Source organism: Pontixanthobacter luteolus (assembly GCF_009828095.1).
Classification (GTDB): Bacteria; Pseudomonadota; Alphaproteobacteria; order Sphingomonadales; family Sphingomonadaceae; genus Pontixanthobacter; species Pontixanthobacter luteolus.
In genome coordinates this window covers 1,567,281-1,591,982 of sequence record NZ_WTYP01000001.1, presented here as the reverse complement: position 1 = coordinate 1,591,982, position 24,702 = coordinate 1,567,281, and the positions used below count along the sequence as shown (strand labels likewise).

The window sequence follows — 24,702 nt, the reverse complement described above, 5'->3', positions numbered from 1 at the left end:
GTGCGCCCCAGTTCGAGCCGATCCGTTATGGATTCGGCCCACTTTTCGTTGATTTTTCTGAGGGCAAACCGCGCTCTTGCGGTCTCTGCTCCTTTGCTGTGAGGTTATTGAATTTATGCAGATCATGGTTCGCGATAACAATGTCGACCAAGCACTCCGCGCGCTCAAGAAGAAGCTGCAGCGTGAGGGCGTGTATCGCGAAATGAAGCTGCGTCGCCACTACGAGAAGCCAAGCGAAAAGCGCGCCCGTGAAAAGGCAGCTGCAGTTCGCCGCGCTCGCAAGATGGACCGCAAGCGGATGGAACGCGACGGTTAATCGCCACGCATTCCAGATTACTCGCTTGAACCTAGCACAGCGATAAGCCATCAGGGCGCGGAGCAATCCGCGCCCTTTTGTTTTTGGCGCTGAAACAGATCAGAAATCCAGGACCAATCCATGACCGAAGTCACCCGCGTACCGATCCACCCCATTGCCAAGGGTTCCCTGACCAAGCTGTGGATCGGGATCATCGTTGCCGTACTGATCGGTGCGGCAATCGCATGGTCGGCCGTACCGCAGGGTGTTTCGATCGAAACGGTTTCGGAAGGCACGGGCCCGACCCCGCAGGACGGCGACGTGGTGTTCATCAATTACACCGGCAAGCTGGCCGATGGCACTGTGTTCGACGAATCGCAGGACCCGCCAATCCCTGAAGGTATCTTCCCGAAGGGCAATCCGTTTCCGCTGGAAGATGGCGCGACCATCCCCGGTTTCGCGGAAGGCCTGAAAAAGATGCAGAAGGGCGGCAGATACGTCCTCGAGATTCCAGCCGCGCAGGCATATGGTGCAGAGCCGCCAGCCGGTTCGCCGATCCCGGCAAACGCCGACCTCACCTTCGAGATCGAAGTGGTTGATTTCATGGGCCGGCAGGATTTCGAAATGCGGCTTCAGGCACTTCAGCAAATGATGCAAATGCAGCAGCAACAAGGCGGCCCTGGTGGGCCGGCCGGTCCGCCTTCGGGGCCGGGCGCCAACTGATCAGGCTTTTACTGATCGGATAAAATTGCTGGCTGCCGTAACGGAGGGGATGCGGCGTGGGTGAGAACGACACTGCTATAGAGGCGGCGCGGCCAGACGACTGGCCCCTGCGGCCCTGGTTGCTTGCTGGCCTGCTTGGCCTCGCGGGTCTGGCGGTGCATCTTGCCAGTGACGGGGGCAGCGACACGCCGTGGCGCATGGCGCTAGTAGCGTTTTTCTTCTTCGGGCCGGTTGCAGCCGCGCTCACCATCGACCGAAATGACCGGGTGGCACCTGCGATCTTCGGCCTTGGTGTCGGCGCAGTCATGGCGGGCATCGCATGGCGCGTGACCAGCGTGCAGGACCGTTACAGCGACACAGAATACTGGGTTGCTGCAGGCATTCTGGCGGTTCTGCTGTCGGTCCCACTGTTCCAGTCGGGCTTCCACAAGCTGCGCTGGAAAACCCCCTATAAAGTCACCCATTACCATGTCTGGAGCGATGCGATCTGCGGGGCGGGCGCGCTTGCATTTACCGGGCTTAGCTGGGCGCTGATCGCGATCCTTGCTGCACTGTTCGACGTTATCCAGATCAGCCTGCTGAAAGATTTGATAGACGAGGAATGGTTCGGCTGGATGTTTTCCGGTGCGGCGTTCGGTGCGTCGCTTGGCGTTCTGCGCAACCAGATGAAAATCATCGGGACGCTGCAGTCGGTCGTTCTGCTGGTGCTGTCGATCCTGGCCGTGCCGTTGGCGATTGCGCTAATCCTGTTCCTGCTGGCCGTGGCGCTATCGGGCATCGACGTGCTGTGGGCCGCCACCAAAAGCGCCACGCCGTTGCTGCTAGCCTGCGCGGTTGGCGCGTTTGTGCTGACCAATGCGGTCGTCCGCGATGACGATGCCGATGCCAGCAATTCGCGCATTCTGCGGATCGCCGGTTTCGTGCTCGCCATCGGTATCCTGCCTTTGGCCGCGATGGCCGCACTGTCGATGGGAACGCGCATCGACCAGCACGGCCTTAGCCCGGAACGCCTGTGGGCGCTGATCGCGATTGGCGTCGCGGTGGCATATGGGGCAGGCTATTTCGTCGCCGCGATCCGCGGGCGCAAGGATGGGTGGCGCGATCTACTGCGGCAGGCGAACCTGCATCTCGCGGTTATCACCTGTGTCATCGCGTTCTTGCTCGCAATGCCGATCCTGAATTTCGGGGCGATTTCAACCGGCAATCAGCTCAGCCGGCTTGAAAGCGGCAAGGTCAGCGCTGATGAATTCGATTACACAGCCTTGCGCTGGGATTTCGGCGATCCGGGGCGCGAGGCATTGGCACAACTGGCAAAGAGCAGCGATGCCGCGATCAAGGAAGGCGCGGAAATCGCGCTGGCCCAAGAATCGCGGCCCTACCGGTATGGCCCGATCAAGGAGCAGACCAGCGACCGTGATCGCCGCCTTGCCAACCTGCGCATGGAGTTTGACGATCCCGATCTGAAACGCCGCGTCGAACTGACCATCGCGGGCCGCCGCTGGAGCTGCGACAAGCCCTGTGTCGCTCTTGACCTCGAGGAAAAAGACGGCGTGCACACGGTGGCGATTGCTGAGGGGCGGGGACTGTATAATTTGACCATCGACACAAACCAGCCGCTGAACGAGTTGAAGGCCCAGGGAATGGATGCTGTCAGCGCAGTGGAGCTTGCCTCAGAAGCGCCTGAAAAGGATGCCGAAGTGTCGGCGAATTCTGACGTTGAAATCCGCGAATGGACAGGCCGGCGTGTCTATGTGGATGGCAAGCCGATAGGCGAACCGTTCGAATAGGCTCCTCGCGCGCGAAACCTGCTTGAAGCGTGCCGCAGGCGCGGCTAACGCGGCGTCATGTCCGTAGATAAAGCAACCGTGGCCAAGATTGCGTCTCTGGCCCGTATCCAGATGGATGACGATGCGCTCGAGCGTATGGTCCCCGAACTCAACAATATCCTCGGCTGGGTCGAGCAATTGGGCGAGGTCGACTGCACCGGTGTTGAACCGATGACGGCGGTGATCCCCAACACGCTGCGCCTGCGCGATGACGTGGTCAATGCCGACCCCAAGACCGGCGGTGACCGCCGCGACGATATTCTGGCCAATGCGCCCGCTGCCGAACACGGCTTTTTCGGCGTGCCGAAGGTAATCGAATAATGACCAATCTGACTGAACTCGGCGTCGCGGCAATCCGCGATGGCGTCGCCAAGGGCGATTTCACCGCGCGCGAAGTGGCAGAGGCTTTCAATGCCAATGTCGCGGCCGCGCAGGATGCGCTCAACGCCTTCATCGTGACCACCCCGGACGCGGCGCTTGCCGCTGCCGACGCAGTCGATGCCGACCGCGCGGCGGGCAAGGAACTGGGCCGGATGGCCGGTGTGCCGATCGGCATGAAGGATCTGTTCGCGACCAAGGGTGTCCAGACCACCGCGGCCAGCCACATTCTGGAAGGTTTCACTCCGCAGTATGAAAGCACCGTTTCGTCCAATCTGTGGGCGGCGGGCGCGGGTATGCTGGGCAAGCTGAACCTCGACCAGTTCGCGATGGGTTCGTCAAACGAGACCAGCTATTTCGGCAATGTCGTGTCGCCTTGGCGGCGCAGCGGCGGCTCAAACACCCAGATGAGCCCCGGCGGTTCCTCCGGCGGCAGCTCCACCTGCGTTTCAGCGCGGCTCGCCCCCGCTGCAACCGGCACCGACACAGGCGGCTCGATCCGCCAGCCCGCCGCATTTGCGGGCATTACCGGTGTCAAGCCGACCTATGGCCGCTGTTCGCGCTGGGGCGTGGTGGCGTTTGCCTCCAGCCTCGATCAGGCCGGCCCGATGGCGCATGACGTGCGCGACTGCGCGATCATGCTCGGTGCGATGGCGGGTTTCGATCCGAAGGATTCGACCAGCCTCGACATGCCCGTTCCCGATTGGGAAGCTGCGCTCAATTCAGACATGAAGGGCAAAAAGGTTGGCATCCCCAAGGAATACCGGATGGAAGGCACCGATCCTGAAATCCTGAAAAGCTGGGATGACGGGATTGCATGGCTGAAAGATGCAGGCGCTGAAATCGTCGATATCAGCCTGCCGCACACCAAATACGCGCTGCCCGCCTATTACATCATCGCCCCCGCAGAGGCCTCGAGCAACCTCGCGCGCTATGACGGCGTGCGGTATGGCCTGCGCGATCTGCCAGAGGGCGCAGGCTTGCAGGATATGTACGCCGCCACCCGCGCCGCCGGTTTCGGTGACGAGGTGAAGCGCCGCGTGCTGATCGGTACCTATGTGCTCAGCGCGGGCTTCTACGATGCCTATTACAATCAGGCGCAAAAGGTTCGTGCGCTGGTGGCGCAGGACTTCGAAAAGGCGTGGGAACATTGCGATGTGATCCTTGCCCCGACAACGCCGACCGCCAGCTTCGGCCTCGGAGAGAAATCGGACGATCCGCTGGCAATGTATCTCAACGATGTGTTTGCTGTGCCAGCATCGCTGGCCGGACTGCCTGCAATGAGCGTGCCCTGCGGCGTGAACAGCGAAGGGCTGCCGCTGGGCCTCCAGATCGTCGGCAAGGCCTTTGACGAGCAAGGCGTGCTGAACGCAGGGCTGGCGATTGAAGAACGCGCTGGGTTTACGGCCAAGCCGGAGAAGTGGTGGTGAATGTCGGAGTAACGCTTGCGTCTGCTGCGGCGTTGCTCGTCGCAATATATGCCTATTTTCGCTTTGCAAAGAACGATGTCATCACTTCGAAAGCAGTGCCCCTCTGCAGCATTTGCCAGCGAAAGCTGGATGTTGACGATGATCCATTGTCGATTGATTGCGGCGGGGATTGCTGGGGTTGTGTAGGACAAGCTGAATTGGGCGGAGAACTCGACAGCAATGTAAGAGAAGAAATTGCAACTGGATTGAGAAGGTCCGACGGTTCAGCTGCTGACAGGAAATATGGTGTATAGATGAGTAACTACCGCATCCACGGCGCAACGGGCGAATGGGAGGTCGTGATCGGCCTTGAGGTCCATGCGCAGGTCACTTCCAAGAGCAAGCTGTTCAGCGGCGCGGACACCACTTTTGGTGCGGAGCCGAATACGCAGGTGTCGCTGATCGACGCGGCGATGCCCGGAATGCTGCCCGTGCCCAATGCCGAGTGCATCCGTCAGGCGGTGCGCACCGGCATGGCGATCGAGGCGCAGATCAACAAATATTCGCGGTTTGACCGGAAGAACTACTTCTACGCCGATCTGCCGCAGGGCTATCAGATTTCGCAGCTTTACCACCCCATTGTGGGCGAGGGACAGCTGCTGATCGAGAAGGACGAGAAGGCCGGAATCCCTGAAGACAAGATCATCGGGATCGAGCGCATTCACGTCGAGCAGGATGCGGGCAAGCTGATGCACGACCAGCACCCGACCATGTCCTATGTCGATCTCAACCGCTGCGGTGTGGCGCTGATGGAGATTGTCTCCAAGCCGGACATGACTTCGCCTGCCGAGGCCGGTGCCTATGTCCGCAAGCTGCGTTCGATCCTGCGCTATGTCGGGTCGTGCGACGGCAACATGGAGCAAGGCTCGATGCGCGCCGACGTCAACGTATCGGTCCGCAAGGTCGGTGATACCGAGCTGGGCACGCGCACTGAAACGAAGAACGTCAACTCGGTCCGCTTTGTGATGGCGGTTATCGAAAGCGAAGTGCGCCGTCAGGTCGATCTGATCGAAGATGGCGGTGAAGTCGTGCAGGAAACGCGCCTGTACGATCCGGACAAGAACGAAACCCGCTCCATGCGCAGCAAGGAAGACGCGCATGATTACCGGTATTTCCCCGACCCCGATCTGCTGCCGCTGAACCTTGAGGACGATTTCCTCGAGGAATGCCGTGCGAGCCTGCCCGAACTGCCCGATGCCAAGCGCCTGCGTTACATCAACGAACTGGGGCTGAGCGAATACAACGCGCACGTCCTGACTGCAGAGGTGGAAACCTTCGCCCGGTTCGAAACGCTGCTGGCGATCACTGCCGAACATCTGGGCAAGCCCGAAAGCGACACCGCGACCACCGTGGCAAACTGGTCGATGTCGACCGCACCGGGCGTGGTCAAATCGCTCGGAGATGAAGCGAACCTCGAATACGCCACCGCAGAAGCGCAGGCCGCGATCCTGAAAATGCAGGACACGGGCAAGATTTCGGGCGGCCAGGCCAAGGAAATCTACGAGATTGTCCTGAAAACCGGACGCAGCCCCGATGAAATCGCCGACACCGAAGGCCTGAAACAGGTCAGCGACACCGGCGCTATCGAGGAAGCAATCGACGCGATCATCGCCGCCAATGGCGACAAGGTCGAACAGTACAAGGGCGGCAAGGACAAGCTGTTCGGGTTCTTCGTCGGCCAGACGATGAAAGCGATGCAGGGCAAGGCCAATCCGGCTGTCGTGAATCAGTTGCTCAAAGACAAGCTGGGCTGATTGCGCTTGCGGTGAGGCCCCGATGCCATAGTATTGCGCAGCGCTACAGTGGGTGGGGGTGTTCATAATGCGGCTTGGAATGAAATTTTGCATTGGCGCGGCACTGGCAGCCGCGCCGGTTTATTCGCAAGAACCCCCGCCAGCTGATCCTGACGAGCGGCAGCCGCAAATCGAAGTTCCTGACCTGGTCGCCGCCGATGGCAAATATGGCAATGAACTGAAGTTCTTCGTCTTTCACAAGGTGGGCACCAGCTTTGCTGACGCGCGCCGCGAGATTGCCGAATGCAGCAGCCATCTGGCACGCGGCAAGCAGCTTAAAATGCCGGCCTTTTTGGCTTGGGAAGACAGTGACCGGACTGCGGAGCAGGTGGAGTTCAACGGGTCGTACGGACTTGTCGGTCTGGCATTCTATTCCATTCTGGAAGGCCCGCTGGATCGCAGCATCCGCCAGCAGGTCATGATGCGCTGTATGCTTCCTCGCGGTTTCGACCGATATTCGGTGACCGAACCGATGTGGAAGCAAATCCATGAAGGCGACAACCCTTCCGAACTTATCAATCTTCAGGCGGCGATCGCATCGGGACCTGTTCCATCGACCCCGAAGGTGACATCATGATCACGCGGCTTGTTTTCACCTTCGCTCTCTGCGTCTCGCTCGCACTCGCATTGCCGAATGCAGCATTGGCTCAGGATGGCGTCAATTTTCAGCACTTTCGTAAAGGCGCTGACATAGAGATCGCCAGTGACAGGGCGTATCTGCTGATCCGCATGCCTGCGACTTCGGTTTCGACCAAGCTGCAACCGGTTTTCTTGCGCAAACCAAGCGAACAGGAACTGGGCGGGTACCGCGCGGCCAAGCAGCAAGCGTATAACGAAGCGCTCAAGAATGATGAGGACATCGGCCCGCTTGAGACTTTCGCCTTTGAATATTCCGAAGCGATCAACCTCTACCAGCTAGAGAATGGCCGTTTCTATTCTAAGGAAGGCAACGACCGGATATTCGTGATCGCGGTCCAGCCGGGCGAGTATGTGTTCTATGGCCTCGGCTTCAATAAATACCTCTGGCAGTGCAATTGCATGGGCACTGTATCGTTTGGTGCGAAGGCGGGCCGGGTTACGAATCTGGGGTCGATCCTGATCGACTTGGCTTGGAGCGAGAGTGAGTTTCCGGAACTTGCCCAAGATACCGGGCTCGGCAAGAAAATGCGGCAAGATTATCCGATGTTCGCTGCGGGCGTGCGTCCGCCGGTCGGCAATTCCGTCCCCGGGCAGCTTGCCCGGCTTTCCGTCGAAGCAGCAGAATATGAAGCGGCCGGCAGTTTTCTTGAACCGGCCAGGCTTCTCGCCAATCGGCTGGCTCCAATACCTGGCGTTCTGGCCTATGATGCCGGCAATGTGATCGATGCGAAGACTGGCAGGACCGTTCCAAAACGGTTCTAGGTTTGGTGCTCCTTCATCGACCTCGTCCAGACCGGGATACCTGACAATAGCGGCCCAATTGAATGCACCTGCGCCGAGCCGGATATTGACTGATCCGGTTTCACTCGCTGCGGTCTATATTATTGAACAACAGGGTGAAGCTCAGAGCTGGATAACTGATCGCATATCCTACGGTTTGCTGTTGGGTGCCCGGCAGGAAACGATCTGGGCACCTGAACTAGTGGTCACGCACCGGCATACATTGGTTAAGCTGAGAGTGCGATCATCGCCGATAATTGCGACAAGGTCGAACAGTGCAAGAGCGGGAAAAACAAGCGTCTCGGCTTCTTTGTCGGCCAGACTATGCAGGGAAAGGCTAACCCGGGCTGCTGTCATTGAATGACTGAAAGCGAGGCTGGCCTAAACTCTCTCTTGCCTGACCCTAATTTGCCCAGCACGATTTGTGAAATCGAGCAATATTTTTCGAGTTATCTTGAAAGGTTATCTCACTGCATTGCATCTTGTAACCGGGCTGGCTTCTGTTATCAAAAAGACTATGTCAGAAATTCAAAAGGTTGTGGGGCACAAAATGAAGAAATACATAGGCGGAGTAATTGCATGCATGAGTCTTTTTGCGACTAACGCGCATGCCGAAACACTCTCGAACTCAGATGTTGTCGCGCTCTTGGCTGCTGGCCTCGGTGAAGAAGCTGTGATTGCCAAGATCGAGACTAGTGATAGCGAGTATCTGACAGATACAACAACACTGCTCGCGCTCAGAGACCAAGGTGTGCCAAGCTCTGTCATAGCCGCGATGGTCAAGCGCGCAACTGTGGAACCTGATCTGTCCGAGGATTCACCTAATCCACTTATTCCTCATTTCACAGGCGTCTATCTATTTGATGATTGGTCAAGCGAACCACGTATGTGGAAGATTGACCCTATTGCCTCAACGCAGACCAAGACAGGCGGGATTCTTGGATATGCCATAACTGGCGGTATCGCATCGGCTAGCGTCAAAGCGGTTATTCCGGGAGAAACAGCACGCGTCAACTCGAGTTCGCGCCGTCCGACTTTCTACATCTATCTGGATTCTGCGAATGGCGGGCAGTCAGGTACTTTTTCCACGGGTTTTGGGGCTTCAATCCAATCTCCAAATGAGTTTTCACTCGTCAAGTTGAAGGAAAAAAAGGGTCGAAGAGAAGCCAGAATTGGAAGTATGAATATTGGTGGCGTCAAAGCCGGCGTTATGGATAAGGATCAAATAGCTTTCGTCTATGAACAGGTGTCCCCTGGTGTTTATAAAATACAATCTGAGACAGAACTTGAAGCTGGTGAATACGGTTTCATCTTTGCGCTTGGAGGAGGGGTTGGGCCCGGTATCTCTGGTACCGCAGGAGCGTCGGGAGCTCGCGTTTTCGGGTTTACTGTAGAATGAACGCGGGCGCCGTATAAGCCTTGTTTTTCATCAACCTTGGGCATTCACGACTACCGCGGCGAAGCGCGCATGGCGGTGCACAACGGCGAACTCTACGTGGTAAACTTCACCGCGCCGCGGCTGCATTTCTTCGACCAGAATATCGAGGAAGTCCGCGGCATCATGGACCGCGTCAAGCTGATGTGATCCGCGCTGACGACAGGCAAAAAAGAAGGGCGCCGGAGGAATACTCCGGCGCCCCTTTTTTTTGGCTTGGTTAAGCGCTAGTCGTTTGACAGCAGCTTAGCCCTGACGCTCACCGGTCATGGCCATCGAACCGAATGCGCCTGCATTGACGTTGCCGACCAGCTGATCGCCATCGACGGTTGCTTCGCAGTCGAGGGTCATCGGCATCGGAACGGTCATGTTCATCTTCCATGTCAGCTTGTTGCCGTCGATCTTGCCGTCGTCGACGTCCATGCTGCCCATTGCGCCGGCATTGGTGCCGGTGAAGGTGGTGCCGTCATCGCCAGGGACGACGGTGAAAGTGCTCTTCTGGTCGCCCATAGGGCTCTTGGTTACGCAATCATAAGTACCTGCTACGGACATAATATTCTCCTTTGATACAATTCGAACGGCTTATTCGCCTGATGTTTCCCGCACTTCCACGGGGAGGCCCAATGCGTCAAGTTGCGGGCGCACCACTTCTGCATCGCCGACAATAACATAGACGATCTGGTTCTCGCGCAGAGCCCCCAATGCCGCAGCGTCAAGCTGCTGGGCGGTGAGCGAGGAATATTTTTCGGACAGCGTCTCGTAATAATCGTCCGGGCGATCGTAGGTCACGATGTTGACGATCCCGCCCAGCACATCACCGCTGGTTTCGAACTGGCCCGGCAATTCGCGCACATTGCCATTGATCAGGCGAACCAGCTCTTCTTCGGTCACGCCCTTGCCGCTGGTGTACTCGGCCAAATCCTTGCGCAGTTCGGCCAGCGAGTCGCCCGTGCGGTCAGACTGAACCGGCGCGTAGATCATGAAATACGACCGGTCGAGCGGTGCCCGCACCATACTGCGCACGCCGTAGGACCATCCCTTTGTCTCACGCAGGTTCATGTTGATCCGGCTGAGGAAACTGCCGCCGAAAACCTCATTGGCCGATTGAAGCACGGTCAGGTCGTCTGTGCCCTTCTGTTCCAGCACAAGGCCGCCGAAGATAATCGACTGCGGCGAATTGGGGCGGTTGAGCAGGATGATGCGCTGTTCAGGCTGGGGGATGGGCGCATCGTAGGTTTTTTCCGGTGCCGGGACTGCTGGCGGCTGCCAGTCGCCAAAGCTTGCCTCAAGCATACGGACGGCTTCCTCCAGCGTGGTGTCGCCAACCACGAACACCTTTGCCAGATCGGGGCGCAGCCACATGCGGTGGAAATCGGAAATCTCCTCGCGCGTGACTGTCTGCACCACCTGCGGGTCGCCGGTGCCGCTGGGCGGAATGCCGTAAGGGTGGTCTTGCCCGTACAGGATCGGCAGCAGCGCCCGTTGCCCGATCTGCGCCGGGTTGTTCAGTTCATTGGTGATCCGCGTCAATTGCTGTGCGCGCACTCGCTCAAGTTCGCTCGCGTCGAATGCGGGGTTGCGAATGTAGTCGGCTAGCAGGTTCAGAGATCCGAGCAGGTTCGGGGTCACCGCATCGAGGCTGAAGAACGTGGTGTCGGCATTTGCGCCGCCTCCGATCGAGGCACCGAGCTGTTCGCGGGCGACCGCCAGTTCCGACGAACTGAGCGAGGTGGTCCCTTCGTCCATCGCGCTGAGCATCAGCGAATGCAGGCCCAAGCGGCCAGCGGGGTCAGCGCCGTAACCTGCATTGAACGCAACCCGCACGCTAACGGCGGGGACTGCATCGCGGCGGGCGAAATAGACTTCCATCCCGTTGGACAGGGTCGCGCGTTCAATGTCGGGGAAATCGAGTGGTTTTAGCTCGCCCACAGGCGGCAATTGCGACCGGTCTGCTTCCGGAACGGCGACGCCTACCGACCCCTGCATTGCGGCAGGGTTGATAAAGAACGCCGGCTGCATCGCACTCGATCCCTCTGGAGCGATTACGAAACCTCCACGGTTTTCGCCGCCTTCCTGCCGGTCGCCGGGTTCGACGATGAGTTCGAATACCGGACGTGAGAGCCATTTCGCGGTCACATCGCGCACTTCCTCCTGCGTCAATGCGGCCGCACGGCGCAGCGTGGTTTTGTACGCGCCCGGATCGCCTTGATACAGCAAGCCTTCGGCCAGTGTTGGTGCCTTGCCGCTGAACCCGCCAACTTGCTCCAGCCCGCGGATCTGGCCAGCGGCGTAGACTGTTGTCGCCCGCTGGATTTCGCCAGCGGTTGGCCCTTCAGCCATGAATTTCTCGATCTCTGCATCGAGTGCGGCAGCGAGTTCCTCCTGGTCAACGCCGGGCTTTGCATCGGCGTAAACAACAAATTGACCGGCCTGGGCGAAAATTTCCGCCCGTGCGACGACCCGGACTGCCAGTTGCTGTTCGCGCACCAGCGCATTGTCCAGCCGCGATGAGGCCAGGCCGCCAAGCACGGTTGCGCCCATCGACAGCGGCAGGAAGTCAGGATTGTCCAGCCCAGGAACGGCCCACATGCGGTACAGGCGAGGGGAGGCGATCCGGTCGTAAATCGTTTTCAATTTTGGCTCGGGCAATGTCGGGACAGGGGCCGCGACAGGTGTGGTCTCCGGCCCGCGCTTGATTGCACCGAACCACTTGGTCACTTTTTCCCGCGCGGTGGCGGTATCGATGTCTCCAGCCAGCACCAGCACTGCGTTGTTCGGCCCGTAATTGTCGCGGAACCACTGTTTTACGTCTTCCAGCGTGGCCGAGGACAGGTCGTCCATCGATCCGATGGTCGAGTGGTGATAGGGGTGGCCCGCAGGATAGAGGTTTTCCAGCTGTTCGTATTCGGTCAGCCCGTATGGCTGGTTATCACCCTGGCGTTTCTCGTTCTGGACAACCCCGATCTGGTTATCGAGCTTTTCCTGCGTGACCGCACCCAGCAAATATCCCATCCGGTCACTTTCCAGCATCAGCGCCCGGTCGAGCGCGCCGGTAGGGACGGTTTCGAAGTAATTTGTGCGGTCGAACCAGGTGGTGCCGTTGAAATCGGTCGCGCCGACCTGCTGCAGAGGCTCGAAGAAATCACCTGGCGCGTTTTCCGACCCGTTGAACATCAAGTGTTCGAACAGATGGGCAAAACCGGTCTTGCCTTCAGGCTCGTGCTTGGAGCCGACATTATACCAGATCGATACGCCGACCACCGGGGCCTTGCGGTCTTCGTGCACCAGAACGGTCAGTCCGTTTTCCAGCTGGAACGATTCGTATGGGATCGAAACCGCATCGATCAGTTCCGAGACCGGAGCCGGATCAGCGCTTGCCACCTGCGCGTCAGTGTTGTCGCCCGGCAGCGCGGAAGAAACCGCAATAGGTTCTGCCGCAGTCGTCTGGCATGCCGCCAGCGACAGCGCGATCAGGCTGGCAGAAGCAAAGCGTGCGAGTAGTTGAAGGCGCATGTATCAGTCCTCTGAGGTAAATTTAGTCCGGTGGCAGTTTTAAAAGCGGCTCACCTGTTGGTGACCGTTTTTCGATGAGCGGCGTTTTTCAGCGCATCAACGCGCCAGAAATGGACCGGTTTTAATTCCTTGCGAACGAACAGGGGTGCCTGGTCGGCATAGTGTGGGCTGTTCGGCCTTGTGGTGGCCGCTCCGTATGGCTGGATCGACTGCGACCGCACCCGTTTTCCGCGTTCCCATTCGACGAACATCAGGAAACTGTCCCCGTGCCGCACGGATAGCCGCCCATCGTCATCGACGTCCCACAGGGTAGATGCCCTCAGAGTATCGCTGCCCCCGTCCAGTGGCAGATCGACATCGCCCTGCCGCAATCGCAGCAATTCTGACATTGGTGGGTCCAGCCGTCCAAAATGGGTGATCAGGTGATCAACCGAGCGTTGCAGCTCTTCTCTTGCATCGGGCAGAGCCTTGTTCTGGTATTCGGCGCTCATCCATGGCCGCACCATCAGCAGGGCGATGGCATCGCCTTGTCCGACACCGTCTGATGACAGATCCCATTCAGCCAGCAGGCGCTGTCCCTCCAGCAATTCCGGATCGTCGGTCACATCGAGCAGTGCCACGCTGTTCAGCATCGTGTCGACGTAATCCGCCCGCACATAGCCGGTATCGTATTTGATCCGTTCAAGCGTCAATCGGTCGATCCTGCCGGCGCGGTTCATCAGTTCTTCCGCGCGCCTTGCGCGATTGGTCATCTTCAGCTCCACGCCCATTTCGGCGGGCACGCTTTCCGGGTCGATATCATCGGCCGGTCCGGCTGCGGAATAGGGCTGGTTGTTGGCGTTATAAACCCACCCGCTGGACGGGTTGATCACCTTGGGAATGGCGGAATATTCGACAACATCTTTCCAGATCAGCGAGCTGTCATCGCCTGGCAGGATACCGCGCCAGTTTGGTCCCTTCGGCCGATCGGGGATTGCCGCATTGTAGACGTAGCCAATGTTGCCCTCACGGTCGCCGTAGATGAAGTTGGTCGAGGGGATGTCCATGCGTGCCAGAATGGTTTCCCATTCCTCGAGCGTTTCGGCCTTGTTGAGGCGGTAATACGCGTCCAGCTGACCCAAATTGTCCATGCCGCCGTAACGGATGGCAAAATAGCCGTCGTCATTGCGGATTACCGGACCATGCACGCTGCGATAGACAGTCTGGCGCACAGGCAGAACCAACGGCCCCATCTTTACCGGCAAGGTGAAGCTACGCTGTTCAAGCGGGATCCATTTGCCGTCCAGACGGTAATTCTCGCCTGCTTCATCCACCTCGAGGCGGTAGATGTCGGTCATGTCGGGCCGGTTGACCGTGTTGGTCCAGCCCAAATTCTCGTTATGGCCAAGGAAGGGGAACGGGCTGCCCGGAAAATTGGCCCCGGCATAATGCCAGCCCTCGTTGCTTTGTACGACCATCTCATACCAAGCGACGCCGCCCCGCCACGGCTGGTGACTGTTGGAAACGAGCCGGGTCACCCCGTCGCCCGATTTGTCCGGAGCAATCGCCCACGCGTTCGATCCGGCCAAAGCGCCGTCTTCGCCCATATGGATTGGTAATGCGCGGGCGACCTGATCTTCCCCGCTGAGATCCATGATCGGCTCAGCATCGTCTGACGGAGCATAGCCGGGAATGGCCGGGCCGAATTCGCGCGGAAGCGGATCACCGGAGACCAGAGGGCCAATGGTGTTGCCGAGACCAAAGAAAAACGGCTGACGCAAGGCAAACCCAGCCGCCACATCCTGACCGTTCACCGGGAACAGATTCGCCAGCTTGATCTGTGCCGGATGTTCATCGGCATATTGGTTCAGGCCGGTGGCGTAGGCTTCGAACAAAGCGCGCGTATCGGCGGGCAGGGCGGAATAATGCCGTTCGGCGGTCCCGCGCGCATCAAGCAGGTGATAAGCGAAATCGACCTGAGCGCCTTCTTCCCCGGCGATTGCGCCGTAACGTCCGCGGCTCATCGCGATCACGTCCTGCAAGGTGAAGAAATCATCTTCCGAATGGGCGATGGCCACGCCGTAAGCGACATCTGCGTCAGTTTCGCCGTAGATATGCGGCACCCCGAATTCGCTCCGAACGATTTCCGCCTCATAAGTGCGGTCGGTGTCCGGTGCCGCGCTCTTCCCGGCTGCCAGCGGTTCCCACACCATCAGGCCGATCAATACCGCCAGCACTAGGCCGAGCACGGCCCATCCGGCACGCGCAATCCATCGCTTCATCTGTAATTTCCTCTCTTGCCAGGCAGCCTAGCGGGCTTGACGGCATCGGTGAAGCGTCTGGACAATCACGTATGAGTTTTTTTCGCTGCCATCTTGTAGGTTCGCCGGGGTTCCATATGTGAGTAATACACCTCCATGGGAAAATGGGGTCGGGCCTTGTGTTGCAGTTATACAACACTATCTTGTGGCGGTATAGAATGAGGGATTATTGATGAATCTGGAAAAGTTTACCGATCGCGCCAAGGGCTTCCTGCAATCCGCACAGACTGTGGCCATCAGGAACAGCCATCAGCGCATCTCGCCCACGCATATCCTCAAGGCCTTGCTCGAAGACAATGAAGGCATGGCTGCCGGACTCATCCAGCGTGCGGGCGGCAATGTCCAGATCGCGCAAAGTGCGGTCGATGATGCTCTGGCAAAAATTCCGGCGGTGTCGGGCGGCGGCGCTCAGCAGACGCCGGGCCTTGATAATGACGCGGTGCGCCTGCTCGATCAGGCCGAACAGATCGCGGAGAAGGCTGGTGACAGCTATGTCACGGTTGAGCGGCTTCTGGTCGCGATTACGCTTGCCACCACCACCACTGCTGGCCAGGCGCTGAAGGATGCGAACCTCGATCCGCAGGCTCTGAATGCCGCGATCAATGAACTTCGCGGCGGGCGCAGCGCCGACACGGCGGGCGCCGAAGACGCCTATGACGCGATGAAGAAATATGCCCGCGACCTGACCCAGGCGGCGCGGGACGGCAAGCTTGACCCAGTTATCGGCCGGGACGAGGAAATTCGCCGCACTATCCAGATCCTTGCCCGCCGGACAAAGAACAATCCGGCTCTGATCGGTGAACCCGGCACAGGTAAAACCGCCATCGCGGAAGGCCTTGCCCTGCGTATCGCCAATGGCGACGTGCCCGACAGCCTGAAGGGCCGCACGCTGATGGCGCTCGACATGGGCGCACTGATTGCCGGCGCGAAATATCGCGGCGAATTTGAAGAGCGTCTCAAGGCAGTGCTCGATGAAGTGAAGGGCGCGGAAGGGCAGATCATCCTGTTCATCGACGAGATGCACACCCTGATCGGGGCGGGTGCATCCGAAGGTTCGATGGATGCGTCGAACCTGCTGAAGCCTGCCCTGTCACGCGGCGAGCTTCACTGCATTGGTGCAACAACGCTCGATGAATATCAGAAATATGTCGAGAAGGACCCGGCGCTGCAGCGGCGTTTCCAGTCGGTTTATATCGACGAGCCGACAGTGGAAGACACGATCTCGATCCTGCGCGGTCTGAAGGAAAAATACGAGCTGCACCACGGCGTCCGGATTACCGACGGCGCGATTGTCGCCGCTGCGACTCTGTCCAACCGATACATCCAGAACCGTTTCCTGCCCGACAAGGCAATTGACCTGATGGACGAAGCGGCAAGCCGTATCCGGATGGAAGTGGAATCGAAGCCCGAGGAAATCGAAAGCCTCGACCGGCGGATCATCCAGCTCAAGATCGAGGAATCCGCTCTTGGCAAGGAAACCGACCAGGCATCCAAAGACCGTCTGGCGGCCTTGCGCGAGGAATTGGCGAATCTTGAACAGCAATCATCGGAACTGACCACCCGCTGGCAGAACGAACGCGACAAGATTCACGCCGAAAGTAAGCTGAAAGAACAACTGGACGCGGCGCGGCTGGAACTTGAACAGGCGCAGCGCGAAGGCGATCTGGCCAAGGCCGGTGAGCTTTCATACGGCAAGATCCCCGAGCTTGAGAAAGCGATCGAGGCTGCTGGTGAGCACACCGAGAACGCGATGCTGCGCGAGGAAGTCACCGAGGACGATATCGCCGCTGTTGTCAGCCGTTCGACCGGGATTCCGATCGACAAGATGATGGAAGGCGAGCGAGAGAAGCTCCTCCAGATGGAGGACGTGATCGGCAAGCGCGTGATTGGCCAGCGCCAGCCTATCGAGGCTGTGTCGAAGGCCATCCGCCGTGCCCGCGCGGGCCTTCAGGATCCAAACCGTCCGCTCGGCTCGTTCCTGTTCCTCGGCCCCACGGGCGTGGGTAAAACGGAACTGACCAAGGCGCTCGCGGAGTTTCTGTTTGACGATGACAGCGCGATGGTGCGCATCGATATGTCCGAATTCATGGAGAAGCACGCGGTCGCAAGGTTGATAGGTGCGCCGCCCGGCTATGTCGGATACGAAGAAGGCGGCGTGCTGACCGAAGCGGTTCGCCGCCGGCCCTATCAGGTCATCCTGTTCGACGAGGTCGAAAAAGCGCATTCCGACGTGTTCAACGTGCTGCTTCAGGTGCTTGATGATGGCCGCCTGACAGACGGGCAGGGGCGTGTGGTGGATTTCTCAAACACGCTGATCATCCTGACGTCGAATCTGGGCAGCCAGTTCCTCGCCAATATGGATGATGATCAGAAGGTGGAGGATGTCGAGCCGCAGGTCATGGATGTCGTGCGCGGTCACTTCCGCCCCGAATTCCTCAACCGGCTGGACGAAATCATCCTGTTCCACCGCTTGTCGATGGAGCATATGGCACCGATCGTCGAAATCCAGGTTGGCCGGGTCCAGAAACTGCTCAAGGACCGGAAAATCACTCTCGACCTGACCGATGCAGCACTACGCTGGCTCGGGCGGGTGGGATACGATCCGGTTTACGGCGCACGTCCGCTGAAACGGGCAGTCCAGAGATACCTGCAGGACCCGCTCGCGGAGAAGATCCTTCAGGGCGAGGTGCCAGATGGCAGCACGGTGAAAATCGACGAAGGCGACGGCGAACTTGCGATGCAGGTGGGCTGAGCCAACAGATTTCCGGGCGGGCAGCACGCCGCAGATATTGGCGCTGCCCGCCAAATGCCCTAAGCAGCGGATCACGCGAGAGTGCAGAGCCGTGGGAGCATTTCATGACTAGGAAATTCGGATATTCACTGGCTGCAGCAGCCTGTCTTGGGATTGCAGTCCCAGCTTCGGCGCAGGATGAGCAGCAACGACCCGAAGTTTTTGCTAAGGTGCTCGAATGTCGCCAGTTGACCGACGATGCCGAGCGGCTTGCCTGTTTCGATTCCAGTGTAGACGCCATGGCTTCTGCGGAAGAGGCAAACGATCTTCTGCTGGCTGATCGCGAACAGGTGCGGGAGACAAAACGTGGCCTGTTCGGACTGACTCTGCCCAAGATAAAGCTGTTTGATGGCGGCGGCGATGATGACGAGGTTTCAGAAATCGAGTCCACCGTCGTGTCGGTGTCACAAGGCCGAAGCGGGTATGTTTTCACTCTTGAAGACGGGGCGGTTTGGTATCAGACGGACAACAATTATCTCCGGCCTGATCCGGGCGACAAGATCACCATAAAGAAGGCTGCGTTCACCAGCTACAAAGCCAGTCTCAACGGCGGGCCATCCTTCCGTATAAAGCGATCGCGTTGAATTATCCATTTTCCAAACAATTAGCGCGAGCAATAAATGAGCGACAAAAGCGATAAGTCGGCGGCTGAGAGCAGCTGGACATGGTATTGGGCCGATCCCGATTCAGCGGCGGCCTGTGTTCCGCAGGCCGAGGAAATTGTCCAAAAATTGATCTCAGGCCGCTGGCAGGAATTCGGCAAAGAGATGCCAAAGGCCAGCCGTGTCGCCGATCTGGCATGCGGTATGGGTGCGGCTGGACGGGCGCTGCTGAGCGGAAACCCAACTGCAGATATCATCGGTGCGGACTATGCAGAAATTTCGGAAGATGCAGATCTGCCGTTTCCGGTTCGCGCTGGGGTGCCGCTCGAGAATCTGCCTTTCGATGATGCTGAATTTGACGCCGCCATCAGCCAGTTCGGTTTCGAATACGCTGGCGAAGAAGCATCGGGCGAGTTGGCCCGTATCCTGAAACCCGGTGGCAAGATCCGGCTTCTGATGCATCATGCGCAAAGCGTGGTGGTGCAAGCAAACAAAGTCCGGCGCAATTTGCTGGAAGCCATCTCATCCTTTGGAGCGACCGATGCGGCCCGCAGCGGGGATCGTGCCCGTTTGCAAGCCGGTTTCGGGAAGCTAGTTGGCCAGTATGGAGAGCAGCCGCTGATTCTCGAGATTGCTACCGCTTGTCGAGATGGGTTTGCCATGTCGGAGGTCGACCGTACGGCGCTTCTGGACGGTATTGATGCCGGAATGCAGCGAGAACTCACTATCTTACGCGAATTGAAGCAGGCAGCCCAAAGTGAGGATGATATCAATGCGTTGATCAAGCGTACTGCATCATCCATCGATTGGGCACGGCCCGAGGTGTTGGAGTTTGACGGCAAAGCGATCTGCTGGGAACTCAACGGTACTAGAGCCGAAGCATGACCGTGAATCAATCGCCGCAAGAACTGGCTGCTCGCGCACAACGTGCGATGCAGGAAGGCCGATATGACGATGCTCATGCTGATTTGGCGAAGCTGAGGATACTGGCCCCGCAAGACGGCACCATTCGCCTGATGACGGCATATGCGCACCGGGCACAGGGGCAGATCGACAAAGCCAAGGAGAACTTCGAGGCAGCAATTCGTCTGCAGCCACGCGAGATATCGTTCCGAGGGGTGTATGCGGATTGGCTGAGCACCCTGGGAGAGCATGAGAAGGCTATTGTGCATTTCGATGCCATTCTGGCGGAGCAGCCCGACCATCTCAACGCCAAGATTGACCGGCTTCTCTCCTTGGCAAGAACCCCTGGCCGTCCAGCCGCCTTGCAAGAGTTGGCCTTACTGGCAGATGCGCACCCGCATGAATTTCGTATTGCAAACAATTTGGCGCTTTTCCTTCGCGAAGATGACCGCATCTCCGAAGCAGTGGAACTGTCCAAGCGGGTCCTGTCGCGCGACCCGGTCAACCGCCGTGCGAAACACATTCTTGCCCGTTCAATGTACGAATCCGGCAATCCGTCCAGCAAACCGCTGGAAATCGCACTCGCCGCAGACCCAGACAATCTCGAACTGAAGGCTACACTTGCGCAGGCCGCAGTAGAGGACGGGCGGAGCGAAGATGGGATCGCCATTCTCGAAGATGCGCTGGACAAGGCTCCCGATTGGCTGGAGGGCTACGGAATTCTGGCTGATATGAAGCGCCAGACAACCGGGGCCAAAGGCTTTGCAACGCGGTATGAAACCGCGCTGAGTCAGCGGCCGGATTGGCACGCTTTGCGGTCTGCCTATGCCGCCCTCGCATCGCGCGTAGAAGGCCATGAACGGGCGCTGGAAATTCTTGGGCAGGGCGGTGAAGATGCCGATCAAGACAGTTTCATCCAGTTGGCAAAGGCGAATAGCCTTTCGGAATTGAAGCGCTTTGATGAAGCTGAAGCTCTGTTTGCAAAGCTCGATTTCGAAAGCTCTCCTGAATTTGCGAAGGCCTATCTCAGGTTTCTGACCAGAACGCAGCGGTTCGACGAGGTGATCAGGATTGGCAATGGCATCCTCGCGCTCGACCCTGCAGGTGAGGGCACGATAAATGGCGATGTCTGGCCCTATATCGCGATTGCAATGCGAAAACTTGATGATCCTAGATGGGCCTGGCTCGAGGGCGATAGACGTTTCATTCAGACGCATGATATTTCGTCGGAAATGCCGGATATCGAGGAACTGGCGGATACTTTGCGCAAGCTGCACGTATTTCGCGAACAGCCGATTGCTCAATCGGTGCGGGGCGGCACGCAAACGGGGAATATCCTTTTCCGCAACGCTAGCGCGCCAATCCAGACGCTGGTGAATGCGCTCAGGAACTGCGTTCGCGAGTATATCGATCAGCTACCAGAACCGGACCCGAACCATCCATTGCTTGGCAGACCGCGAGAGAACTTTCGCTTCAGTGGCAGTTGGTCGATCCGGTTAACTGAAGGTGGGTTTCACGCGAACCATATTCACACCCATGGGGATATTAGTTCGGCGTTTTATGTCGCCTTGCCGCAGAGTGTCCAAAGCAACGTGGCCGATGTGGATCAGTCGGGTTGGCTAATGCTCGGCGAGCCGGCGAGCGAGCTGGAGACAGGGTTGGAGCCGATCAGGGCGATCAGGCCGGAGGTTGGCAGGCTGGTGCTGTTCCCATCGACAATGTGGCATGGGACACGGCCATTTGAGGGTGGTGAGAGACTGACCTGCGCATTTGATGTCCGGATGAACAGTTTCTAGCGATCAGTCGCATATCAGAAATACTGGCGGGGCGCGTGGTGATGACTACGCGCCCTTCTTTTTGCCCGCTTCGATGGGCATGCATTAGGCTTCGAGCGCGCAGAATGGCGAACCCTCAGCATACTAAAATGCGCGGGTTCGGGCCGTACAAACAAAAACGGCGGGCCGAGGCCCGCCGTTTCCGTTTCAGTGTCGTCTGCTCTTAGAAATCGAGAGCAGCGCGAACGAAGATGTTACGACCTACCGGATCGTAGATACCCGGGTAGGTGTTGCCGTTCGACGGGCTGTAAGCAGAACCGACGAGTGGTGGCTTCTTGTCGAACATGTTGTTCACACCAGCGGTCAGCGTCAGCGTGTCAAGAACACGGACGGTGCCCGAAAGGTCGAACCAGCTGTACGAGTCGATGGTGTCGAGCTCTTCAACGCCCTGCGAAGCACCGCTAAGCTGCGGGTCCGAAGAGAGAACGTCAGCTTCGACGCCGCCGAAGAAGCGCCAGCTCAGGTTGACCGAGAAGCCGTCTTCCGAGCGATAGCCAAGTCGAGCGATGTGGCTGTACTCAGGGAAAGGCTGACCACAGGTCGAACCGTAGTAACCAATACAGTCATAGAAATCCAAAGTCGGGAGCGACTGAAGTTCATATGCAGTTGTATAGGTACCAGCATAGTCGAGATATGCCGAGCCCGTGTCGGTTACAGGGAAATCGAAGCCTGCGTTGATGTCGAAGCCTTCGGTCTTCAGCCCACCGATGTTCTGCGTAGTATTGATGACATAACCATCAACTGCATCACTGCCTACCCAGAGGTCGCCAGTGCCTGCGTTACGCACGATCAGGTCACAGAAAGTATCCGATCCAGTATCGATACACTGGTTAAGGATAGTCTGAGCGCCAATGCCGCCGATGGTTCCGTCAACTTCAATGTTGAAGTAGTCAACCGACAACGCGAAGCCGCGGAGACCAAGCGAGTCGCCTTCGAAGACGAAACCAGCGGTCCATGTGTCTGCCTTTTCAACATCAAGGTTCGGGTTACCACCACCAAACTGGTTATATTGGCCAGCTGGGTTGTCCGGAACGTTACCGTACTGAGCTGCGGTGACGCCAGTGTTAGCGCATTGAGCCTGAGTTGCGTCAGGATCTGAGCCAGCGCAAGGATCCGTGCCGCCGAAAAGACCGATGGTCTGCGGTGCGAACAGGTTCACTGCGTTAGGCGAACGTACGGCCTTACTGTAAACACCACGGAACTTCAGGAAGTCGGTAGGAGCAAGATTGACGCCAACCTTGTAAGTTTCCGAGGAACCCGAAGTGCTGTAGTCGGAGTAGCGGAAGCCACCTTCGATCGAGAAGTCATACAGGAAGCTGTCGCGGACCAGCGGCACGACGATTTCAGCAAACACTTCTTTAACATCGAACGAACCCGAGACCGGTGCAGTTGGACCGCCCTGACCCGAAAGGTTGCCCAGTGCAAAGTTCTCGTCGACGCGAAGATCGTAAGCTTCCTCACGGTATTCAGCACCAAGAACGACCTGAATGTCGCCAGCGCCAGTCACATCACCGAGCGGGCCGGTTACGTAACCGCTTACTACGCGAGTTTCGAGGTCTGCATTCGAAAGCGCATTAACTGCGATGTAATCGAATTGCTCACGGGTAACGCCGCCAACCTGGAAGACGTCAAGCGGAACGCAGCCAGCTGGCTCACCGGTGCCTGGGCAACCTGCGATTGCTGCATTGATCCGAGTAACAGAAAGGTCGTTCAGGTAAACATTCTGATAAATTGTGTTCGCACGCAGTGCGTACACGTCATAGGACCAATCGTCAGAAATTTGACCCTTAGCGCCGATCACGCCGCGATAGCTGGTGTGACGCAGATCGTTCTGACGCGGGAAGCCTTCTACCAGACGCTTACCAATCAAGATGCCTACCGTGTCATCTGGATCAATTGATCCGTCAGTCAAGGTTCCGCAACCAAGCGAATCGGCCTGTTGTGCAGAAAGTAGCGAACTGCCACAGCTCAGAGTACCCGGGCCATTGAAGAACGTACCCGAGAACGCGATCTGAGCAACCGAACGGTCATCCATGAACTGGAATTCAGCGTACGGCTTGAACGACTCGCTTACTTCGTAATCTGCGAAGAAGCCTGCAGTCCAACGCGTATCGGGACGCTGATAGTAGTTGGTCGGAGCGTAGTTGTAGGTATCCGCGCCGGTGCCCGAGAATGCAGCTGAGCGACGGAAAGTGTTGCCCGGTCCGCTTTCGTTGAGCGTAAGTACGTTGCCGAACGGCAGGTCTGCGAGGATCTGATCACCAAACGATGGGTTCGTAATCAGGGTGCCTGGGTTATCCGGATCGTCAATTGTAGGGCGCGTATCGATAGGCGTATTTGCGCCACCGCGTGTCACGAAGAACGTGCCGTTCGGAGTGGTCGACGAACCTGCGCAGGTGAAACCGGTTGGGTCACCAGCGCTGAACGAAAGTGCGCAAGCACTTTCATCGTAGTCAGCCTGTACGATTTCTTCGATTTCACGGTAACCGAGATATGCGGTAACGTGGCCGCGGCCATCATCGAACGAAGCGCCGAAAGTGGCGTTCACGTCATATGTGAAGCCATTTGCCTGCGATTCAGCAGGTACAGCGTTGTTGGTACGACGAAGGAGATCACGGATCTCGTCGTTGTTGTTGCCAGCCTGGTAGAAGCTCATCTGACCTTCGAGGCTGAAGCCTTCGAAATCGCGGTCCATGATGAAGTTGACAACACCAGCAACGGCGTCTGCACCGTATACCGAGGAAGCACCACCGGTAACCACTTCAACGCGCTCGATGAGCTGCGAAGGAATTTGGTTAAGGTCAGGTGCGGTTGCGAACGGGTCACCAGCCGGGAGACGGCGACCGTCGACGAGAACCAGTGTACGGTTCGAGCCGAGGCCACGCAGGTTGACGGTCGCAGTACCCGAAGCACCGTTCGAAAGGAACGCGCTCTGGCCAGCAACAGTCTGCGGCAGGTCGTTGATAATGTCTTCGACGCGGACGGTACCGGTCTGGTCGATCGCAGCCTGACCAACCGTGGTCACAGGCGAAACGCTTTCGACTTCGGGGCGCACGATACGCGAACCGGTAACGACGATCGGCTGGTTGCCGGCGCCCTCATCGGTGTCAGCATCTTGCGCCATCGCTGGCACCGCTGTCAGCGCAACACCCAACGCCAGAGGCGCGGATGCGAGCTTCAGCTTGCTTTGCATCTTCATGTTGATTCTATCCTTATATCTAAAGTTTCCCCGAGGAAAATTCCGCCGGGCAAACACCTTCAGATCCCTAATCCCCGTGTTGGTTACGCATGACGCCCCCTCAACGGATAGCGCCTCTTGCCCAATCCATAGGGGTAAATGCAAAGCGTTTGTCGCCATTCAGAGCCTTCGAATGCGCTGTGTGACTAATTTGACACAAAGCGATTTTGCGCGGTTTTTCG

At 58.1% G+C, this 24,702-nt stretch carries 20 protein-coding genes; 16 read left to right on the top strand and 4 right to left on the bottom strand.

The genetic code is table 11. The annotated features are described in order from the left end of the window. Positions 1-115: 115 nt before the first annotated feature. The 12 genes from rpsU (at position 116) to GRI43_RS07665 (ending at position 9,488) form a co-directional block, all read left to right on the top strand. Positions 116-316 carry a 30S ribosomal protein S21 gene (rpsU, locus tag GRI43_RS07715; RefSeq protein ID WP_067611817.1) on the top strand — a complete coding sequence of 67 codons (201 nt, stop codon included), beginning with the start codon at positions 116-118 and terminating at the stop codon, positions 314-316. Between the two features lie 120 nt (positions 317-436). Then, a complete protein-coding gene (locus tag GRI43_RS07710; protein ID WP_160730417.1) occupies positions 437-1,018 on the top strand; it encodes an FKBP-type peptidyl-prolyl cis-trans isomerase in 582 nt (193 codons plus the stop codon). Between the two features lie 56 nt (positions 1,019-1,074). Next, positions 1,075-2,805, top strand: coding sequence for a DUF4153 domain-containing protein (locus GRI43_RS07705; protein ID WP_160730416.1), 1,731 nt, complete (start codon positions 1,075-1,077; stop codon positions 2,803-2,805). Positions 2,806-2,862: 57 nt separating this feature from the next. Next, the gene (gene gatC, locus GRI43_RS07700; protein ID WP_160730415.1) at positions 2,863-3,165 is read left to right on the top strand and encodes an Asp-tRNA(Asn)/Glu-tRNA(Gln) amidotransferase subunit GatC; all 303 of its coding nucleotides are present in this window, start codon (positions 2,863-2,865) and stop codon (positions 3,163-3,165) included. Then, positions 3,165-4,652 carry an Asp-tRNA(Asn)/Glu-tRNA(Gln) amidotransferase subunit GatA gene (gene gatA / locus GRI43_RS07695; RefSeq protein ID WP_160730414.1) on the top strand — a complete coding sequence of 496 codons (1,488 nt, stop codon included), beginning with the start codon at positions 3,165-3,167 and terminating at the stop codon, positions 4,650-4,652. The genes gatC and gatA overlap by 1 nt, the downstream gene beginning before the upstream one ends. After that, positions 4,643-4,945, top strand: a complete 303-nt coding sequence (locus GRI43_RS13865; protein WP_202391612.1) for a hypothetical protein — start codon at positions 4,643-4,645, stop codon at positions 4,943-4,945. The genes gatA and GRI43_RS13865 overlap by 10 nt, the downstream gene beginning before the upstream one ends. Next, positions 4,946-6,445 carry an Asp-tRNA(Asn)/Glu-tRNA(Gln) amidotransferase subunit GatB gene (gene gatB / locus GRI43_RS07690; protein WP_160730413.1) on the top strand — a complete coding sequence of 500 codons (1,500 nt, stop codon included), beginning with the start codon at positions 4,946-4,948 and terminating at the stop codon, positions 6,443-6,445. A gap of 79 nt (positions 6,446-6,524) precedes the next feature. Further along, a complete protein-coding gene (locus GRI43_RS07685) occupies positions 6,525-7,061 on the top strand; it encodes a hypothetical protein (RefSeq protein WP_160730412.1) in 537 nt (178 codons plus the stop codon). Further along, positions 7,058-7,885, top strand: a complete 828-nt coding sequence (locus GRI43_RS07680; protein WP_160730411.1) for a hypothetical protein — start codon at positions 7,058-7,060, stop codon at positions 7,883-7,885. Before GRI43_RS07685 ends, GRI43_RS07680 begins: the two co-directional genes overlap by 4 nt. Positions 7,886-8,146: 261 nt before the next feature. Then, positions 8,147-8,263, top strand: coding sequence for a hypothetical protein (locus GRI43_RS07675; protein ID WP_160730702.1), 117 nt, complete (start codon positions 8,147-8,149; stop codon positions 8,261-8,263). Between the two features lie 64 nt (positions 8,264-8,327). Continuing rightward, entirely contained in the window at positions 8,328-9,302 is a 975-nt protein-coding gene (locus tag GRI43_RS07670; RefSeq protein WP_338090022.1) for a hypothetical protein, read from the top strand. A gap of 36 nt (positions 9,303-9,338) precedes the next feature. Next, positions 9,339-9,488 carry a hypothetical protein gene (locus GRI43_RS07665; protein WP_160730410.1) on the top strand — a complete coding sequence of 50 codons (150 nt, stop codon included), beginning with the start codon at positions 9,339-9,341 and terminating at the stop codon, positions 9,486-9,488. 96 nt (positions 9,489-9,584) lie between these two features. Here the strand turns inward: GRI43_RS07665 and GRI43_RS07660 are convergent, their stop codons facing one another. Genes GRI43_RS07660 through GRI43_RS07650 form a run of 3 tightly spaced genes read right to left on the bottom strand, consistent with a single transcriptional unit; the run spans position 9,585 to position 15,112 of the window. After that, positions 9,585-9,890, bottom strand: a complete 306-nt coding sequence (locus GRI43_RS07660) for a hypothetical protein (RefSeq protein WP_160730409.1) — start codon at positions 9,888-9,890, stop codon at positions 9,585-9,587. A gap of 30 nt (positions 9,891-9,920) precedes the next feature. Continuing rightward, positions 9,921-12,851, bottom strand: coding sequence for a M16 family metallopeptidase (locus tag GRI43_RS07655; protein WP_160730408.1), 2,931 nt, complete (start codon positions 12,849-12,851; stop codon positions 9,921-9,923). Positions 12,852-12,901: 50 nt separating this feature from the next. Continuing rightward, positions 12,902-15,112: a penicillin acylase family protein gene (locus tag GRI43_RS07650; RefSeq protein ID WP_160730407.1), complete on the bottom strand. Its 2,211-nt coding sequence runs from the start codon at positions 15,110-15,112 to the stop codon at positions 12,902-12,904. A gap of 211 nt (positions 15,113-15,323) precedes the next feature. Here GRI43_RS07650 and clpB point away from each other — a divergent pair, with 211 nt between their 5' ends. The 4 genes from clpB to GRI43_RS07630 all read left to right on the top strand — a co-directional run bounded on the left by clpB (position 15,324) and on the right by GRI43_RS07630 (position 21,243). Next, positions 15,324-17,903 (top strand): ATP-dependent chaperone ClpB, encoded by a 2,580-nt coding sequence (gene clpB / locus GRI43_RS07645; protein ID WP_160730406.1) that lies wholly within the window; start codon positions 15,324-15,326, stop codon positions 17,901-17,903. 104 nt (positions 17,904-18,007) lie between these two features. Beyond that, on the top strand, positions 18,008-18,526 hold the full coding sequence (locus GRI43_RS07640) for a hypothetical protein (RefSeq protein ID WP_160730405.1): 519 nt from the start codon (positions 18,008-18,010) through the stop codon (positions 18,524-18,526). A 36-nt stretch (positions 18,527-18,562) separates the two neighbouring features. After that, a complete protein-coding gene (locus GRI43_RS07635) occupies positions 18,563-19,429 on the top strand; it encodes a class I SAM-dependent methyltransferase (RefSeq protein WP_160730404.1) in 867 nt (288 codons plus the stop codon). Further along, complete coding sequence (locus GRI43_RS07630) at positions 19,426-21,243, top strand: 2OG-Fe(II) oxygenase family protein (protein ID WP_160730403.1); 1,818 nt, start codon at positions 19,426-19,428, stop codon at positions 21,241-21,243. The genes GRI43_RS07635 and GRI43_RS07630 overlap by 4 nt, the downstream gene beginning before the upstream one ends. 202 nt (positions 21,244-21,445) lie before the next feature. On the opposite strand, the gene GRI43_RS07625 is transcribed toward GRI43_RS07630, so the two are convergent. Further along, positions 21,446-24,481, bottom strand: a complete 3,036-nt coding sequence (locus GRI43_RS07625) for a TonB-dependent receptor domain-containing protein (RefSeq protein WP_160730402.1) — start codon at positions 24,479-24,481, stop codon at positions 21,446-21,448. Between the last annotated feature and the right edge of the window lie 221 nt (positions 24,482-24,702).